This is a genomic window from Paraburkholderia madseniana (genome assembly GCF_009690905.1).
GTDB classification, from domain to species: Bacteria; Pseudomonadota; Gammaproteobacteria; order Burkholderiales; family Burkholderiaceae; genus Paraburkholderia; species Paraburkholderia madseniana.
In genome coordinates, this window is record NZ_VOSW01000013.1 from 92772 (window position 1) to 109271 (window position 16500).

Here is a 16500-nt window from a genome sequence, read left to right on the forward strand (position 1 = left end):
CAACCGGCAGCGGAACGCGGATGAAAGCGCGCCGCTGCATCACACGCTTTCCGCCTCAGGACACCGGCGTGAACTTGAGCTTGTCGATCGGCGTGACCTTGTCGGTTCGCGTCAGGCCATACGGCGTCTTCGGTCCGAGCCACTTGTCGAAGATACCGCTCATCTCGCCGCTCTGCTCCATCGAAGCCAAGGCCTTGTTGACCGCGCTCAGCATGGCCGGCTCGTTCTGGCGCAAGCCCACCGCGATCGGCTCGATCAGCATCGGCTCCGACGCAATCGCCACCGCGCCGTCCGTGCCGTCCACCTGCTTCGCGATCTTCGTGGCAGTCATCTGATTTGTCACGAAGCCTTTGACCTTGTTCTGCTCAAGTGCGAGAAACGCCGAGCTGGTATCGTGAAACGTCACCGCCTGGCCATCCTTGATCGAAATTGGAATCGACTGAGCGGAAGTGGAGCCGTCGGCAGCGCTGATTTTCTGGCCCGCGAAATCGGTCAGTTTCTTGCTCGCATCGGCCTTCTTCACGACAAGGACTTCCTTGGTCGAGTAGTACGAGTCGCTAAAGGCAATTTGCGTAGCGCGGGTTTTCGTGTAGGCCAGGTTGGCGACCACAATGTCGACACGCCCCAGCTTCAATTGCGGAATCCGCGCCTCGACAGCCAACGGTTCAAGCTTCGCCTTCACGCCCAACTGTTTCGCCACCGCGTTGCACAGGTCCACGTCCATGCCTTCGAGCTGGCGCGTCTGCGCGTTGGGATACGAGAACGGCTCGACGTTCGAATACACACCGCAGCTCAACTCGCCGCGGCCCTTGATATCGGCCAATTGATCAGCATGTGCCGGGGCAATCGATGCAACCGCGCCGCCAACGACCAACATCCCCGCGAAAATCTTCTTTACCTGCATCGTGATGCTCCTGAAGTTTATGTGTAAAGCAATCGACTGCTGATCAACGGTGGTCAAACCGAATCTGAATCCGAACCTGTATCTGTGCCGCGAAAGCCATACCGCCTTGCTTGCCTCAATGCGAGCGAAGATCGGACAGGAATCGCTGCGCCCGCTCGTGTTTCGGGCGCAAAAAGAATTCCTCCGGCTCCGCCGTTTCGAGAATCTTCCCTGCGTCCATAAACCACACGCGATCGGCAACCTCGCGTGCAAAACCCATCTCATGCGTGACGCACATCATCGTCATGCCTTCCTGCGCGAGGCTCTTCATCACGTTTAGCACTTCGCCGACCATCTCCGGATCAAGCGCGCTGGTGGGCTCGTCGAACAACATTGCCGGCGGATCCATCGCCAGCGCTCTCGCAATCGCCACACGCTGCTGCTGACCACCGGACAATTGCGGCGGAAACGCACTGGCCTTGTTCGACAGACCGACGCGCGCGAGCAAATCCGCCGCTTTACGTTCCGCTTCCGCGCGCTTGAGGCCGTGCACACGCATCGGCGAGAGCGTGATGTTGTCCAGCACCGACAGATGCGGAAACAGGTTGAATTGCTGAAACACGAAGCCGACACGGCTGCGGTAAGCATTCAGACCCAGCTTCTTGTCGTGAATGTTTTGACCGTCGAAGAAGATCTGCCCACGGTTGATCTCCTCGAGCCGGTTGACGGTGCGAATCAGAGTCGACTTACCCGATCCGGATGGTCCGCAGACCACCACGACTTCGCCTTTGCGAACTTCGGCGTTCACGTCCACGAGAGCGTGATATTCGCCGTACCATTTGTTGACGCTGGAAAACTTGATCATGCGAAATACCTCGAAGTGATTGAGCGCCTAGTTCTCGGTGGGCAGCGGATCGGTCAGCGCAACGTTGGCCGCCTTCTGGGTCCTCGATGCGACGCCGGCCCGCTTGCGCGTCACGCGCCGCTCCAGATACTGCGCAAGCTGCGTCAGCGCGTAACACAGCGCGAAGTAGCTCAAGGCGAGAATCAGATACACGGGAAAGGGTTTCGTCAGCAGCCGGTTGTTGATCTGATCCGCCGCGAAGGAGATTTCCTGGACGTTGATGATGTAACCCAGCGAGGTTTCCTTGATCGTCGATACGAACTGCGTGACCATGCTCGGCACCACGTTGTAAAGCGCCTGCGGCAGGATGACCGCGCGCATGGTCTTCATGTAGCTCATGCCGAGCGCTCTCGAGGCTTCGGTCTGCCCTTTCGGCAGACCCTCGATGCCCGCACGGATGATTTCCCCGAGATAGGCCGAGTCATAGATGACGAGCGCGCACAGCATCGTGACAAACCCGGTGACCGGATAGCCGGTCAGAACAGGCACGAGAAAGTACACCCAGAAAATCACCATCAGGAGCGGGATGCCCCGCACCATATAAACGAGACCTGTGGCCGGCGCACGCAGAAACCGGAAAGGGCTGATGCGTGCCAGGGCGACCAGGATACCCAGGGGAAATGCGATGACGAGTGCTGAAAGCGACAGCAATATCGTCAGCACGATGCCGCCTAACGGGCCATGCGGATACTGTCCGATAAGCAGCAGTGTCCAGTTGTCGCGCAGGATATCGAACATGTCACTTCACTCCCGGAATGCGGTAGTGCATCGCGATTTTGGCGCCGCACAGCATGATGACGAGGGAGAGGCCGAGATACACCGCCGTGGCGATGAAATACGACTCGAAAGAGAGGAAGGTTTCGTTCTCGATCTGCCGGGTGACATAGGTCAGCTCCGCCGCGCCGATCGCCATCGCGAGACTCGTGTTCTTGAACAGCAGGACCGCGTGATTGACCATCGGCGGAATTGCATTGCGCAGCGCTTGCGGAAGCACGACGAAACGCATGCCGTTCAGGAAGTTCAGGCCCAGCGCACGCGAAGCTTCGTACTGACCGTAGGGAATCGCACGCAATCCGCTGCGGATATCTTCGGAGAGGTAGGCCGCGCTGCACAAGCCGATCGCCACGACCGCAAAAATGAACTGGCCGTTGTAGTGGTTCAGCAGGGTCTGCAACGATTCGGGGAGGATGTTCGAAATGCCGAAGTACCAGAACAGGATCTGGACCAGCATCGGCACATTGCGATGGTAGGCCACGAATGACGCGACAAACGCCGTCGCGAGGCGATTGTTGGTCAGGCGGATCAGCGTGAGAAGAATGCCCACGACCAGTGAGAGTATCCACGCCAGCGCGGCCATCGCGAGGGTAAGCTCGATCCCATGGAGAAACAGCGCCCCATAGTCGCCTCGCAGCACTGTCACCAGGTCAAAATGAAGTTTCATGTAGCACGTCCCAATGATTCGGATCGAAGCGATGATCCCGGTCTGACTCGACCGGCGGCAGCATCGTCATCCCCCGGAAGCCGTCATTGACTTCCGTGTTGAATTGATACTAGCTCGCGAAAAAAGGCCGTTGCAGAGGCCTTTCTTCTGGTGCAATAAGTTTCGGGAATGATGAATCGGAGCGGCTTCCGGCAGTGGGACAGGCGTGGTTGTACATGGTGTTTGTCTCCAGTATGTGGCGCCTCTGCGGGCGCCTCATCGTCAGTGGCGCGCTCCTTTATCGGAGCGCTCACGCTTGAGAAACAACGGCGGTATTGCGCCGGCGCAGCATGCTGCGCCGGTCATCGTTCAGGCTGTGGCTGTCGGGCGCGTCAGCACCTGCGGGTTCACCGGTGTCGGCGGCTTGCCGGCCGCTGCGCCGTACCCTAGAGCGGCGATCAAATTGTCTGCGCAAAGCGAGGCCATCGCACGCCGCGTGCTGACAGACGCGCTGCCAATATGCGGCGTAAGCACCACATTCTTTTGCGCGAGAAGCGCCGGGCAGATAACCGGTTCACCTTCGAATACATCCAGACCCGCCGCCGCGATGCTGCCTTCGTTCAGCGCTACCGCCAAAGCTGCGTCGTCCACTACGCCGCCACGCGCGATGTTGGTCAGCGTGGCCGACGATTTCATCTGCTTGAGTTCCGCGGCGCCAATCGCGTGATGCGAGCTGGCCGAGTAAGGCACCACGATGATCAGGTGATCCGACTCGCGCAACAGCGTTTCCTTGTCGACATAGCGTGCCTTGCAGCTCTCTTCGACATCCGGCGCCAGTTGCGAGCGATTGTGATAGATCACGCGCATGCCGAAGCCGAATGCGCCACGTCGCGCAATGGCCTGGCCGATACGTCCCATGCCGAGAATGCCGAGCGTCGAACCATGCACGTCGTTGCCGACGAACATGTCGTAGCGTCCGGTTTTGGTCCATTCGCCGGCACGCAGGAAATGCTCCGACTCGGTGATGCGGCGCGCCGTTGCCATCATCAGCGCGAAGCCGAAATCGGCGGTGGTATCCGTCAGGACGTCCGGCGTATTCGTCACCAGCACGCCACGCGCGGTACAGGCTTCCACGTCAACGTTGTTGTAGCCCACGCCGATATTGCATACCGCCTTCAACTGCGGGCAAGCGTCGAGCAAGGTCGCGTCGATCCGGTCGCTGCCGGCCGTCATGGCCCCCACCTTGCCTTGCAGCCTGGCAATCAGCTCTGGTTGCGTCCAGATCGTATCGTCCGGATTGTCGGTCACGTCGAAGTTCGCGCGCAGGCGGTCGACGATGTCCGGAAATGACGCACGGGTAACCAGTACCGATGCACCCATGGAAAACCTCCTTGTTGGACTCTGGATTGCACTTACTCGTTGTGGTCGGCGGGATCGCGCTTGATCGTCGTCAGCCCGCCCGGCACCTGCAGCGTGGGCAGGATTTCCATATTGCTAATGTTGACCGCGAGCGGCGCGGCGATCGCAAAGGCGATGGCATCGGCAATATCGGACGGCAGCGGCAACTCGAAGCCATCAATGAACTGCTTGCGCGCCGCCTCGATGTCGCCATGCACGTGGCCAAAAATATCGGTGGCGACACGGCCCGGACAGATCTCCGTCACGCGTACGCGTCTGCCGGTCGCGTCCACTCGCAACTGGCGCGACAACGCATGGATGCCGGCCTTCGTTGCGGCGTAAATGGAGTTGCCGTTGAAGTTGTAGATCCCTGCGATCGAACTGATATTGACGATATGACCGCGATCGCGGGCAACCATGCCCGGCATGGTAAGCCGCACGATATGCAGAACAGCTTGCAGGTTGACTTCCACCTGAAGGTCGATGTCTGCGGCAGCGGCATCCAGAATCGAGCCTTTGGTCGATACGCCGGCGTTGTTCACGACGATATCGAACTGCACGTCCTGCGTCAGCTTCGTGACGGCTGCCAGATCGCACACGTCGATCGCGTGCGGGATGCAACCGGTTCGCTCCGCCAGCTCATTCAGACGATCCGCGTTGCGGGCGAGCGCATGCACTTCGAGTCCTTCACGGCAGAAGCGCTCGACGATCGCAGCGCCCATTCCGGTCGAAGCGCCCGTCACCAGCGCGGTCTTATAGTCTGAAAACGGCATGAATGACCTCTATCTGTAGTTCTGAACTGTCGCCCTTTGAGGCGTGCGATAAGCCTGTTACCAATGTATACGCCGTGAAAACGTGGGGCAAAGACGGATTGGCTTTGTGGCGATAAGACTGGCTTATGGTTGATCAATGCAGGTTGATCGATGCAGGTCGGCCGGCGCGCGCCTAGCGTACGAGCTTCGACACCGGCACGACCCGGCCACCCGCCGATTCGATCACGCCGCGCACCGTGCGCGCGAGTTCGACGGCACCAGGCGTATCGCCGTGCAGCAGGATCGATTGGACCGCGATCTTGAGCTTGTTGCCCGTGATCGTCGTGATCGTGCCGTCTTCGAGCAACTCCTTGACGCGTGCGAGGACAGCCGCGCGGTCCTTGATGACCGCGCCTTCCAGCTTGCGCGACACGAGCGCGCCCTGATCGTCGTAGGCACGGTCGGCGAGAAACGTGTTGGCCGTGCGCATCCCGATGTGATCGGCGGCCCGTTCGATTTCGGTGTTCGTCGAAACGCTGATGATCAGATCGCGATCAAACTCGGCGAGCGCCCGCACCAGCGGCTCGGCCAGTTCATACGATGCCGCAGCCATGTTGCCCAGCGCGCCGTGAAAGCTCATGTGCGTGACGCGATGCCCGGCCCGCTTCGCGATGCCCGCAAGCGCGCCCATCTGATACACCACGTAATTCGCCAGTTCAAGCGGGTCCGCCTGAATCTGCCGCCGGCCGAAGCCCATCATGTCGGGAAAGCCGACATGCGCGCCGACGTCGATCTGGCGCGCGAGAGCCATCCGCACCGTCTTGTCCATGATGACGGGGTCGCCCGCGTGATAGCCGCATGCGACGTTGGCGGACGAAACGATATCGAGCATCGCTTCGTCTTCGCCCATTCGATAGGGTCCAAAGCCTTCGCCCAGGTCCGCGTTCAGGTCGATTTCCACTATCCACTCTCCATTCTTTAAGCGGTCTGTGCCGGGCTATCCGCAGCGGACCACACCGACTCAGTGTCTATCTATCGATATGCGTCTACGCCGACGGCGAGAGTTCGAGCAAGGGCGTTCCGTAACCGACCGTTGTGCCATGCGAGACGCACAAGCGCATGACCATGCCGTCCGCCGACGCGACCACGGGCACGCACAATTGCGCGATCTGCAGCAAGCCGACAATGTCGCCCGGTTTGACGTGATCGCCCGCGCTGACCAAAGGCGTTGAGCGCGCCGGATGCGTCGACAGAAAGATGCCGGCCGACTTCGCGGTGATGCTGACGGCCTGCGTCTGCGCAGTGTCCGCTGCGCGCGCGAGTCCGCCAGGAACCACAGCCGAAACCGCCTGCGCCGGCGCATCCGCACCAGCAGAGCAAGGCGCCTGCTCCATCGTCAACCGAACCGTCGCCCCGGGCTTGCTGATTTCGATGAACTCGATATCGACTGCCGCGAGCCACGACGTGATCTGCCGAAGCTCGCCGATATCCACTTCGATTTTTTGTGTCATGTGTCAGTGTCGGGAAGGGCAAAACAGTGCAACGAGATTGCGCACCCTGACGAGATAACTGTCCAGTTCTTCCAGCGCCGTAACGGCTTCCGCGTACGTCGTCTGAACAAAGCGAATCTTCGTACCAATGCGCGCCTGCGCGAGCCGCCACAAATCGGCTTCGATCACGGTGCCGATCTTCGGATAGCCACCCGACGGTTGCGCATCCCGCAACTGAATGATCGGCTGGCCGCTATGCGGCACCTGGATCACGCCCGGCACGATGCCGTGCGAACGCTTTTCGATCGAATGCGTCGCGACCAGGGTCGGACCAGCGAGGCGATATCCGTAGCGATCGCTCTGCGGCGTCACTTTCCACCCGTCGCGCCAGAACGCTTCGAGCGATTCCGGCTCGTAGCAGTCGTATTCCGCGGCGGGCAGCACGCGCACCACGGTTTCGCCTGCCTCGGCTGCGGGCAGGGACAGCGGCGCCGGCAACGAGTACTCCGGCGGCACCGTGCCGAATCCTGCGGCGAGCACAGCATCTTGCGGCACGACGCGCTCGGCGAGACCCACTGCCTTCACCACATCACCCTTCTGCAACTGACGACCGTTGTAGCCGCCGAACTGGCCGCGCAATTGCGTACTGCGGGAACCAAGCACCACCGGTACGTCCACGCCACCCGCGAGCGACAGGTAGCAGCGCGTGCCGCTGGTCGGCACGCCGATCGTCAGCACGTCGCCCTGTTTCGCATGCACGGTCCACCACGGCAGCACCGGCCGGTCGCCTAAGCGCGCCGAACAATCGGCACCGGTGATGGCGAACGAAAGATCTTCAAGGAAGCGGATGCGGAACGGAAACATCGGAATTTCGATGCCGGCCGCGTCGTCCGGATTGCCGAGCAACAGATTGCCGACCGCGAGCGCCAACCGGTCCATCGCGCCGGCCGTTCCCACGCCGTAACGCAGATAGCCTTCACGCCCCTGGTCCTGCACCGTCGCGAGCGCGGACGAAGACAAGATCTCGATCATGGAACAATCCTTTCGACGCGAAAGCGGATCATGTCGCCGGGTGCGAGTGTGGCCGGGTTATCGCGCGTGGGGTCGAAGAACGACATCGATGTATGACCGATCGTGTTCCAGCCGCTCGGTCCCGTCGATGCGGAGACTCCGGTCTGCACTCCGCCGATCGACACCGCACCGCCAGGCAAACCCAGCACCGGCACCTTGCGCCGTGGCGTGGCGATACGCGGGTCCATGCCGCCCAGATAGCAGTACCCGGGATGGCTGCCGAGCGCATAGACCGTGTAGAGCGGCGCGCAGTGCAATTGCACGACCTCGTCGATAGACAAGCCGGTGTGATTCACCACGTCCTGCAGATGCGGCCCGAACTCGCCGCCGTATTCCACCGGCAAGTCCACCACCCTCCCTTCGATCTGCAACTCGCCCGCCGCGGCCCACGCGTCGCGCAACGCGGCGCCGAGCGAGTCCGGATCGGCGGGCGGCGTGGAAAACGTCAGCATCAGATTGGTCACGCCGGGTACCGCTTCACGCACGCCAGGCCATGATTCGACCTCGCGGGCGAGTGTCCAGATGCGGCGCTGCGCATGCAGATCGAGCGCGCCGGGCGCTTCGAACAGCATGGCCGTCGTACCCAGCATGCTGATGCAAAGCGCCTGCTCCGATTCATCCTGTTTCATTGCAAGGACAGTCCTCTGTGAATCCGGACGCAGCCGTTCGACTACGTCCCCGTGCGCAATCGACGCATGCTCAACAGTCAGCGTCATGTCTGTTTCCTCTTTGCGAGCCAACGCTCCAGATGATGAATATCGACGCCGCCCTCACCGAACCCTTCGTCCTCGAGCATGGCCTGATGCAATGGCACGTTGGTGCGAATGCCTTCGATGCGCATCTCCGAGAGCGCGATGCGCATGCGCGCCAGCGCCTCTTCACGGGTTGCTCCGTGGGTGATCACCTTGGCGATCAGCGAGTCGTAATAAGGCGGCACGACCGCGCCGCCACTCATATGCGAGTCCACACGCACGCCGTTGCCACCCGGCAGTTCCCAAACGGAAATCTTCCCCGGACACGGGGCGAAGGTGAACGGGTCCTCGGCGTTGATCCGGCATTCCAGCGAATGGCCAAGCGTGCGAATGTCCGACTGACGAATCGTCAACGCGTGTCCCTGGGCGATCCTTATCTGTTCCCGCACGATGTCGATGCCCGACGTCATTTCCGTCACGGGATGTTCGACCTGCAGCCGCGTATTCATTTCGATGAAGTAGAACTGGCCGTTCTCGAACAGGAATTCGAAGGTGCCCGCGCCGCGGTAATTCGTCTGCCGGCAGGCCTCGACGCAGCGCTCGCCCACTTGCCGGATCAATTCCGGGTCGATGCCGGGTGCGGGCGCCTCTTCCAGTACCTTCTGATGACGCCGTTGCAGCGAACAGTCGCGCGAACCGAGCCACAGGGCATTGCCGTGCGTATCGCACAGGACCTGAATTTCGACGTGACGCGGATGCTCGAGAAACTTCTCGACATAGAGCTCGGGCTTGCCGAAGGCGCGGCGTGCTTCTTCGCGCGTCACCGACACCGCCTCAAGCAATTGCTCGGGGCCCGGCACGACGCGCATGCCTCGCCCGCCGCCGCCGCCCGCCGCCTTGACGATCACCGGATAGCCGATCTCCTGCGCGACCCGCAGGATCTCCGTGGGGTCGTCCGGCAGACCGCCGTCCGGGCCAGGAACACAGGGCACGCCGGCCGCGCGCATGGCCCGTTTGGCGGCGACCTTGTCGCCCATCGTTCGAATGGAGTCGGGCTCGGGGCCGATGAAGGCCATGCCGGCAGCCTCGACCTGCGCCGCAAAATCCGCGTTTTCCGACAGGAAGCCGTAGCCGGGATGAATCGCCTGTGCGCCGCTCACGTGCGCCGCGAACAGGATCGCGGCCCGGTTCAGATAACTCTGCCCCGGTGCGGCAGGACCGATGCACAGCGCTTCATCGGCGAGCCGGACATACCGCGCATCGGCGTCTGCCTCGGAATGGACGGCGACGGTTTTCAGACCGAGTTCACGGCAGGCGCGCTGGATTCGAAGCGCGATCTCGCCGCGGTTGGCAATCAGTACTTTGTTGAACATGGTCGATCAGCCGATCCGGAACAGCGGCTGCCCGGATTCCACTTCGCTGCCCGGAGCTACAAGAATCTCCAGAACGGCGCCGCTGAGTTCGGACTCGATCGCGTTGAACATCTTCATTGCCTCGATCGTGCAGAGCACCTGTCCTTCCTTGATCGTGTCGCCGGGATTCACGAAGGGCGCCTCGCCGGGCGCCGGCGTCAGATGAACGACACCGAACATGGGCGCACGAACGAGTTGCGGCTCACTGGTGGTTGCGGGGGCTGCCTGAGGGGTGTCGACGGATTGCGCAGGCGCCGCGAGCGGTGATTGAGCCCCTTGGCTCCCTTGGGTGCCCGGGGTGGACGTCACGGCTACACGTTCATCGCCCGAAGGCGCCTCAGCCCGCTTGCCGCGCCGTTTCGCCTTCACTAGCTTGACCCGTTCCTCGCCCTCGATGACTTCGAGCTTGGCCAGCGGAGAGTCCGCCAACAGGTCGATAAGCGCCTTAATCTTCTGGAGATCCATCTTTGAGTCCGTAGCCGGTTGGACGCGCGCCGGTCGATTGGCGTGCGCGAAGCACCGCTGGGGCTGTACGGCAACCCGATTCAATCTCTGGTTGCCCCGCCCGCGTGACGGCTAGCCTCGTCGCGCCGGCTCACTGCGAACCGGGGCGATCGACGATGGACTCAATGTATCCGGCGCATAAAAAATGCGCCAAGACGGTTTGGCTTTGTAGCGATAAGGCGCGCTTATGTATCGGCGCTATCGGCGCCGGACTCGAAGCGCACGTCGAGCGCAAGGTCGCCGGCCAGTTCCAGCAGGATGTCCTTGACGGCCGCGGCGGGCTCGGAAAGCGGCAAATGGTCGGACAGACAGACCGAAAGCGGAATCTTGATGACGGGTGAAACGATCCGGCATTGCACGACGTCGCCCGCCGCGGCTACGACCCGTGCGGTGGAATCGGGCAGGATGGTCGCACCGATCCCCGCGCTCACCGCGGCCGACAACGTCGACGCGGATTCGATTTCAGCCACGACCTTGGGGATCATCTGCACGCGCGCGAAACCCTCGTCGACGTACTTGCGCAGATAGTTGTACGGACGCGGCAGCAGCAAAGGCACGTCGCGCAACTCCGTCACGGCGATCTGCTCCTGCGTGATCCCCATGCTGCGCGGCGCCACGAGGAACAGTTCCTCGTTCATCAGAAGCTGGAACGACAGGCCGTGGACGGGCTTGTCGCCATACAGCACGGCCATGTCCATACGCCCGTTCATGATCAGTTCGCTGAGCGTCGTGCCGAAATTCTCGTTGATATAGAGCAGGATGTCCGGATGGCGGGCGCGCACGGTCCGCAGCAACGGCAGCGACAGCGCCGACGCGCCGGTGCCGGGCGCGAGCCCGACCGAAACCTGGCCTGACAGCGTCTGACCGGCGCTCTTCACGTCGGCCTGAGCCTGTTCGTACTGGCGCAGTATCAACTGGGCGTGGCGATACAGCGTGGCGCCCGCCTCAGTGGCCGTGACGCCCCGCTTGGTGCGTACGAGCAGTTGTTGCTGGAACTCGTCTTCGAGTGTGATCAACTGCTGGCTCAGCGCCGGCTGGGCGATATGAAGCACTTCGGCGGCCTGCGTCAGGCTGCCGATATCGACGATCTTCACGAAGTACTTCAAACGCCGCAGGTTCACGGTAGTCGCGTCTCAACGTTAAGTGATGGCAACAATGATAGGGCAAGCGCCGCCCCGCGCACAGTGCTTAAAAAACCTCGCTCCCGCTCCTGCAACGCTAAAAGCGTGGCCTGTCAGCGTATTCCCGCATGAACCCCGATCGGTAAATGCCGGACGTGCACGCGTACCGTCCTGTCATAAGTGGATGTTATTGCGCCAGCGGAAAGACGTCTTGGCTTGAACTTTTTCGCGCGCTTAAGGTGAAGCCTCATCAAATGCCGTTGAGGAGTCAAGTGTGAGTGCATCGCGAATTGCCGCCCGCGTCCAACGAATCAAACCTTCGCCGAGCAGCGCCGCGGCGGACCGGGCCGCGGAACTGCGGCGGCAGGGGAAAATCATCGTCAACCTCGTGGTCGGCGAACCCGATTTCGACACGCCCGCGCACATTCGCCAGGCCGCCTTCGATGCGATGGAGCGCGGCGAAACGCGCTATACGCAAACCGCGGGCACGCCGGCGCTGCGCGCCGCCATCGCCGCAAAGCTGCAACGCGAGAACGGTCTCTCGTACGATCCCAAACACATCATCGTGACGTGCGGCGCCAAACACGCGATCTTCAACGCGCTCGCCATCACCGTTGAAGCAGGCGATGAAGTTCTGATTCCCGCCCCTTACTGGGTGTCCTATCCGGACATGGTGCTCGCCTGCGACGGCGTGCCGGTCGTCGTGCCCTGCACCGAGGAAGACAGTTTCAAGCTCACGCCCGCCGCCCTCGAAGCGGCGATTACGCCCCGTACGCGCTGGCTGATCATCAATTCGCCGACCAATCCCACGGGCGCAACGTATAGCGCCGCAGAACTGCGCGCATTGGCGGATGTGCTGTTGCGTCACCCGCAGGTGCTGGTGATGATGGACGACATCTACGAACACATCCGGTTCGAAGGCGAAGCATCACAGCACCTCTTGTCGATTGAACCCGAACTCAGCTCACGCACCCTGGTCGTCAACGGTGTGTCCAAGACCTACGCGATGACCGGCTGGCGCATCGGCTACGCCGCCGGTCCCGCCGACCTGATCGCGGCCATGGACACGCTCCAGTCCCAATCCACCAGTAACGCCAGTTCGATCAGCCAGGCCGCGGCGCTCGCAGCGCTGACGGGCGACCAGACATTCGTGCAGCAATCGGTGCGGACCTACAAGGAACGCCGCGACCACGCACTCGAAGCCCTTAACGCGATTCCCGGCATCAGTTGCAAAACGCCGGGCGGCGCCTTCTATCTGTATGTCAATTGCGGCGGCATGATCGGCCGCACCACGCCGCAGGGCAAACGCATCGAAGGCGACGTGGATGCCGTTCTGTATCTGCTCGAGCATGCCGGCGTCGCGCTAGTTGCCGGATCGGCCTATGGCGTTTCACCCTTCTTCCGGATGTCGATCGCGACAAGCATCGACATCATCGATGAAGGCTGCAGGAAGATTGCCGCCGCGGTCGCCGCACTGAACTGAGAGTACGGCGACGACGTGAATACGTCGCGTCGTCGCTTTGAAAAAAAGACATGCCGCGCCGCGAGGACGTGGCAGTCGGTTTGGAATTTTCCATTTTTCGTCAATCTGCAAGGGGATCTACTCGTGAAAAAACATACATTAGGCATACTAACTGGATTAGGACTGGCAGCAGTTTCTGGGATCGCGCACGCGCAGTCGAGCGTCACCCTGTACGGCATCATCGACGAAGCGGTGCGCTACGACACCCACCAGAACAAATCCGGCGGGAAGCTTTTCACGATGGGTAGCGGCGGCGAGATTCAGGGTAGCCGCTGGGGTCTGCAGGGAACCGAGGATCTCGGCGGCGGATTAGCCGCCATTTTCCAACTCGAAGGCGGCTTTACACCGAATACCGGTGTGACGCAGCAATCCACGCCGTCCGGCGCGGCCCGCCTGTTCGGCCGCACCGCGATGGTGGGGCTGCGCAGTACCGACTACGGCACGTTGACGATGGGCCGGCAATACACGCTGGTGCATGAAATGGGCTGGACGCACGATATCTATGCGTTCGCCAATTACACCGGCACGGTCGGCTTTCAAGGTGCCGGTCTGACTGGCGGCGGCCGTCTGGACAATTCCGTGCGATATACCTCGCCGACGCTTGCGGGTTTCACCCTCAAGGGCTCGTATACGTTTGGCGGGGTAGCGGGAAATACTCACCAGAACTCGTCGCCGGCCGTCAGCCTTTCTTACGACCACGGCCCCTTGAGCGTTGGCGCGGCCTATCAGATCGTCAACGACATCGGCGGCCTGACGCCTGCGACCAGCACCTATGGCAGCACGTACTTCGGCGTGACGATCCCGGACAGCTCGCAAAAGATCTTCACCGCGGGCGCAACGTATAAGTTCGGCGCGGCGAAGGTGTTCGGCTCGTATATCTACAGCCACGTCTATCCGGCCGACTATCGCAACGACTCCTTCTCCACCGCGGTCCAGTACTTCATCACGCCGGGACTCGTGCTCGATCTGCCGTTCTACATCGACTTCGTCCATCACGCAGGTCAGAGCGGCACGCGCATCACGACCGGTCCGACGTTCGACTATTTCCTCAGCAAGCGCACCGACGTCTATGTCGGCGTGGACTACAACCACCTCACCGGCGCATGGACGACCCTCGCCGCCGCCTCCGGCTCGAACCAGCCGTTCTATGGCTTCAACTCGCTGTTCGAAGCGACGATCGGTCTGCGTCACAAGTTCTAAGGTTTGCGGTGTGGCACGTCTGTTCGGTGTCGCCCGACGCCGGCAGACCTCACCGAAAGCCGAACGACATCGGGACGCGAAGTCTTGTCCCGATCGTCAACAATGTCATCGAGAACATGACCAAGGCGCTCGAATGAGCATCCATAAGCGTCGACTATCGGCCCAGACAACTTTGATCTTTGTCGACTGGGCCTTGAGGCGCTACCGTATAGCGTGCTGATCCCGCATTCACCGTTATAGGCCCTCACCATGCATGCACTTGTCATTCACGCCCCACTCGATCTGCGCATCGAGGACGTTCCCACGCCTGAACCGGAAGCCAACCAGTTGCTCGTACGGGTTCGGGCCGGCGGTATCTGCGGTTCGGATCTTCACTACTTCAACCATGGCGGTTTCGGCACGATTCGCATCAAGGAGCCCATGGTGCTCGGCCATGAAGTCTCGGGCGCCGTCTCGCGTGTGGGACCTGGTGTGACGGATATGCCGGTCGGTACGCGGATCTCCATCAGCCCGAGCCGGCCGTGTGGCCTGTGCCAATACTGTCAGCAAGGGCTGCAGAACCACTGCCTGGATATGCGTTACTACGGAAGCGCGATGCGCACGCCGCACGTGCAGGGCGCATTCCGGCAGGAGATCGTGATCGACCGTTCACAGGCGCACGTCGTGGCGGACTCGTTGAGCGATGCGGAAGCCGCGATGGCCGAACCGCTTTCGGTTGCCCTTCACGCCGTTCGGCGCGCGGGTCCGTTGCTCGGTAAGCGGGTGCTCGTCACAGGATGTGGGCCGATCGGCGCGTTGATCGCGGCGGCCGCGCGCAGGGCCGGTGCAGCGATGATCGTGACAACCGACGTGAATGCGCTTCCGCTCGACAGCGCGAAAAAGGTCGGCGCCGACCTCGCGTTCAACATCGCGGAGACGCCTGACGCGCTCCAGCCGTTCGCCGTCGACAAGGGCAGTTTCGACGTTCTGTTCGAGGCGAGCGGCAACGCAGCGGCATTGCGCGGGGCATTCGACGTGCTCAAACCGCGCGGCGTGATCGTCCAGGTCGGCCTCGGCGGCGACATCTCGTTGCCGATCAATGTGATCGTCGCCAAGGAATTCGATCTGCGCGGCGCGTTCCGCTTCCACGAAGAATTCGCCATTGCCGTCGAACTGCTGAACAAGGGATTGATCGACGTGAAGCCCCTGATCTCGGGCATTTTCCCGTATCAGGATTCGGTCAAGGCGTTCCAGACAGCGGGCGACCGTTCAAAATCGATGAAGGTGCTGGTGAGCTTCGATTAATTGATCCCGCACGTGTGGCGACGATGACGCGGCAAGCCGCATTCTCGTCGTCATGCGTCCACCCATCACGCGAATGGGCAATGAAAGGGCGATAAAAAAAGCCGACGTCGCGATGTAGACGTCGGCTTTTTCCTTCTCCCCACACGGTGCTCAGTTATTGCATCGTGCTTCGAGCGCATCGATAAACGCGCGGTTCCAGCGGCCGTCCTTCATCGCTCGCATCGTCTCAGCCTCTGCTTCCAGAACGGCCAGCGCTTTTTCGATGACGTGTTCGGCATCGCCTTGCGGAATGGCGAGCAAGCCATCCTGATCGCCGACCACGATATCCCCCGGATTGACCACCATGCCGCCGACCGACACCGGCACATTGATTTCACCCGGACCGTCTTTATACGGCCCCCGATGCGTGACCCCACGGGCGTAAACCGGAAAATCCCGATCGCGGATTTCCGCGACGTCACGGATCGCACCATCTACCACCAAACCAACAACGCCGATGTGGGCCGCGTAGAACGACAGAATGCCGCCGACCACGGCGTTGTTGAGATCACCACCAGCATCCACGACCAGTACGTCCCCTGGACGGCAAAACTCCAGGGCGCGCAGGTAAGTCAGGTTATCCCCGCCACGCGAGCGCACCGTGACCGCGGTACCGGCCATCGTCTTCTTGCCGGGCCGCTGATACGGGTGCAGGCCCACACTGCCGATGTTGCGATGCATGTTGTCGCTGAGCGCAGAGACGGGGATGTCGCGCAACGCGCTAAGGATCGTTTCGGCAGCCTGAGCCGCCGACGGGTTCTTCCTGATGGCTTTGTACATGGTCGATCTTCGCTTCCGGATGTAAGGG

17 protein-coding genes are annotated in these 16500 nt (G+C 61.6%); 3 read left to right on the forward strand and 14 right to left on the reverse strand.

Features of this window, described 5'->3' with window-relative positions; genetic code table 11:
* Window positions 1-55: 55 nt before the first annotated feature.
* From FSO04_RS09350 to nac, 13 genes are all read right to left on the reverse strand, one after another.
* Window positions 56-904, reverse strand: a complete 849-nt coding sequence (locus tag FSO04_RS09350) for a transporter substrate-binding domain-containing protein (RefSeq protein WP_154559402.1) — start codon at window positions 902-904, stop codon at window positions 56-58.
* A 115-nt stretch (window positions 905-1019) separates the two neighbouring features.
* On the reverse strand, window positions 1020-1748 hold the full coding sequence (locus tag FSO04_RS09355; RefSeq protein WP_154559403.1) for an amino acid ABC transporter ATP-binding protein: 729 nt from the start codon (window positions 1746-1748) through the stop codon (window positions 1020-1022).
* Window positions 1749-1775: 27 nt separating this feature from the next.
* On the reverse strand, window positions 1776-2525 hold the full coding sequence (locus FSO04_RS09360) for an amino acid ABC transporter permease (RefSeq protein ID WP_154559404.1): 750 nt from the start codon (window positions 2523-2525) through the stop codon (window positions 1776-1778).
* A gap of 1 nt (window position 2526) precedes the next feature.
* Window positions 2527-3228 (reverse strand): amino acid ABC transporter permease, encoded by a 702-nt coding sequence (locus tag FSO04_RS09365; RefSeq protein WP_154559405.1) that lies wholly within the window; start codon window positions 3226-3228, stop codon window positions 2527-2529.
* 348 nt (window positions 3229-3576) lie between these two features.
* Complete coding sequence (locus tag FSO04_RS09370) at window positions 3577-4587, reverse strand: 2-hydroxyacid dehydrogenase (protein ID WP_154559406.1); 1011 nt, start codon at window positions 4585-4587, stop codon at window positions 3577-3579.
* Between the two features lie 32 nt (window positions 4588-4619).
* A complete protein-coding gene (locus tag FSO04_RS09375) occupies window positions 4620-5378 on the reverse strand; it encodes an SDR family oxidoreductase (protein ID WP_154559407.1) in 759 nt (252 codons plus the stop codon).
* Between the two features lie 172 nt (window positions 5379-5550).
* The gene (locus FSO04_RS09380; protein WP_168435624.1) at window positions 5551-6318 is read right to left on the reverse strand and encodes a LamB/YcsF family protein; all 768 of its coding nucleotides are present in this window, start codon (window positions 6316-6318) and stop codon (window positions 5551-5553) included.
* 85 nt (window positions 6319-6403) lie between these two features.
* Window positions 6404-6868, reverse strand: coding sequence for an acetyl-CoA carboxylase biotin carboxyl carrier protein (locus tag FSO04_RS09385; RefSeq protein WP_154559408.1), 465 nt, complete (start codon window positions 6866-6868; stop codon window positions 6404-6406).
* A 3-nt stretch (window positions 6869-6871) separates the two neighbouring features.
* Entirely contained in the window at window positions 6872-7879 is a 1008-nt protein-coding gene (locus FSO04_RS09390; RefSeq protein ID WP_154559409.1) for a 5-oxoprolinase subunit C family protein, read from the reverse strand.
* Complete coding sequence (gene pxpB / locus FSO04_RS09395) at window positions 7876-8547, reverse strand: 5-oxoprolinase subunit PxpB (RefSeq protein WP_233464789.1); 672 nt, start codon at window positions 8545-8547, stop codon at window positions 7876-7878. The genes FSO04_RS09390 and pxpB overlap by 4 nt, the downstream gene beginning before the upstream one ends.
* A gap of 83 nt (window positions 8548-8630) precedes the next feature.
* The gene (gene accC / locus FSO04_RS09400) at window positions 8631-9983 is read right to left on the reverse strand and encodes an acetyl-CoA carboxylase biotin carboxylase subunit (protein WP_154559411.1); all 1353 of its coding nucleotides are present in this window, start codon (window positions 9981-9983) and stop codon (window positions 8631-8633) included.
* A gap of 6 nt (window positions 9984-9989) precedes the next feature.
* Window positions 9990-10487, reverse strand: coding sequence for an acetyl-CoA carboxylase biotin carboxyl carrier protein (gene accB / locus FSO04_RS09405; RefSeq protein WP_154559412.1), 498 nt, complete (start codon window positions 10485-10487; stop codon window positions 9990-9992).
* Window positions 10488-10711: 224 nt separating this feature from the next.
* Window positions 10712-11647 (reverse strand): nitrogen assimilation transcriptional regulator NAC, encoded by a 936-nt coding sequence (gene nac, locus FSO04_RS09410; RefSeq protein WP_073430279.1) that lies wholly within the window; start codon window positions 11645-11647, stop codon window positions 10712-10714.
* Window positions 11648-11921: 274 nt separating this feature from the next.
* On the opposite strand from nac, the gene FSO04_RS09415 reads away from it, so the two are divergent.
* From FSO04_RS09415 to FSO04_RS09425, 3 genes are all read left to right on the forward strand, one after another.
* Window positions 11922-13130, forward strand: a complete 1209-nt coding sequence (locus FSO04_RS09415; RefSeq protein ID WP_168435625.1) for an aspartate transaminase — start codon at window positions 11922-11924, stop codon at window positions 13128-13130.
* 123 nt (window positions 13131-13253) lie between these two features.
* Window positions 13254-14369, forward strand: a complete 1116-nt coding sequence (locus FSO04_RS09420) for a porin (RefSeq protein WP_233464787.1) — start codon at window positions 13254-13256, stop codon at window positions 14367-14369.
* A 249-nt stretch (window positions 14370-14618) separates the two neighbouring features.
* The gene (locus FSO04_RS09425) at window positions 14619-15653 is read left to right on the forward strand and encodes an L-idonate 5-dehydrogenase (protein WP_154559413.1); all 1035 of its coding nucleotides are present in this window, start codon (window positions 14619-14621) and stop codon (window positions 15651-15653) included.
* Window positions 15654-15803: 150 nt separating this feature from the next.
* Here the strand turns inward: FSO04_RS09425 and FSO04_RS09430 are convergent, their stop codons facing one another.
* Complete coding sequence (locus tag FSO04_RS09430) at window positions 15804-16472, reverse strand: RraA family protein (RefSeq protein WP_154559414.1); 669 nt, start codon at window positions 16470-16472, stop codon at window positions 15804-15806.
* Window positions 16473-16500 lie beyond the last annotated feature (28 nt).

Excerpts from the sequence above, each read along its gene's own strand:
- FSO04_RS09350 (WP_154559402.1), bottom strand. The coding sequence starts at position 904 with ATGCAGGTAAAGAAGATTTTCGCGGGGATGTTGGTCGTTGGCGGCGCG.
- FSO04_RS09355 (WP_154559403.1), bottom strand. The coding sequence starts at position 1,748 with ATGATCAAGTTTTCCAGCGTCAACAAATGGTACGGCGAATATCACGCT.
- FSO04_RS09360 (WP_154559404.1), bottom strand. The coding sequence starts at position 2,525 with ATGTTCGATATCCTGCGCGACAACTGGACACTGCTGCTTATCGGACAG.
- FSO04_RS09365 (WP_154559405.1), bottom strand. The coding sequence starts at position 3,228 with ATGAAACTTCATTTTGACCTGGTGACAGTGCTGCGAGGCGACTATGGG.
- FSO04_RS09370 (WP_154559406.1), bottom strand. The coding sequence starts at position 4,587 with ATGGGTGCATCGGTACTGGTTACCCGTGCGTCATTTCCGGACATCGTC.
- FSO04_RS09375 (WP_154559407.1), bottom strand. The coding sequence starts at position 5,378 with ATGCCGTTTTCAGACTATAAGACCGCGCTGGTGACGGGCGCTTCGACC.
- FSO04_RS09385 (WP_154559408.1), bottom strand. The coding sequence starts at position 6,868 with ATGACACAAAAAATCGAAGTGGATATCGGCGAGCTTCGGCAGATCACG.
- FSO04_RS09390 (WP_154559409.1), bottom strand. The coding sequence starts at position 7,879 with ATGATCGAGATCTTGTCTTCGTCCGCGCTCGCGACGGTGCAGGACCAG.
- pxpB (WP_233464789.1), bottom strand. The coding sequence starts at position 8,547 with ATGAAACAGGATGAATCGGAGCAGGCGCTTTGCATCAGCATGCTGGGT.
- accC (WP_154559411.1), bottom strand. The coding sequence starts at position 9,983 with ATGTTCAACAAAGTACTGATTGCCAACCGCGGCGAGATCGCGCTTCGA.
- accB (WP_154559412.1), bottom strand. The coding sequence starts at position 10,487 with ATGGATCTCCAGAAGATTAAGGCGCTTATCGACCTGTTGGCGGACTCT.
- FSO04_RS09425 (WP_154559413.1), top strand. The coding sequence starts at position 14,619 with ATGCATGCACTTGTCATTCACGCCCCACTCGATCTGCGCATCGAGGAC.
- FSO04_RS09430 (WP_154559414.1), bottom strand. The coding sequence starts at position 16,472 with ATGTACAAAGCCATCAGGAAGAACCCGTCGGCGGCTCAGGCTGCCGAA.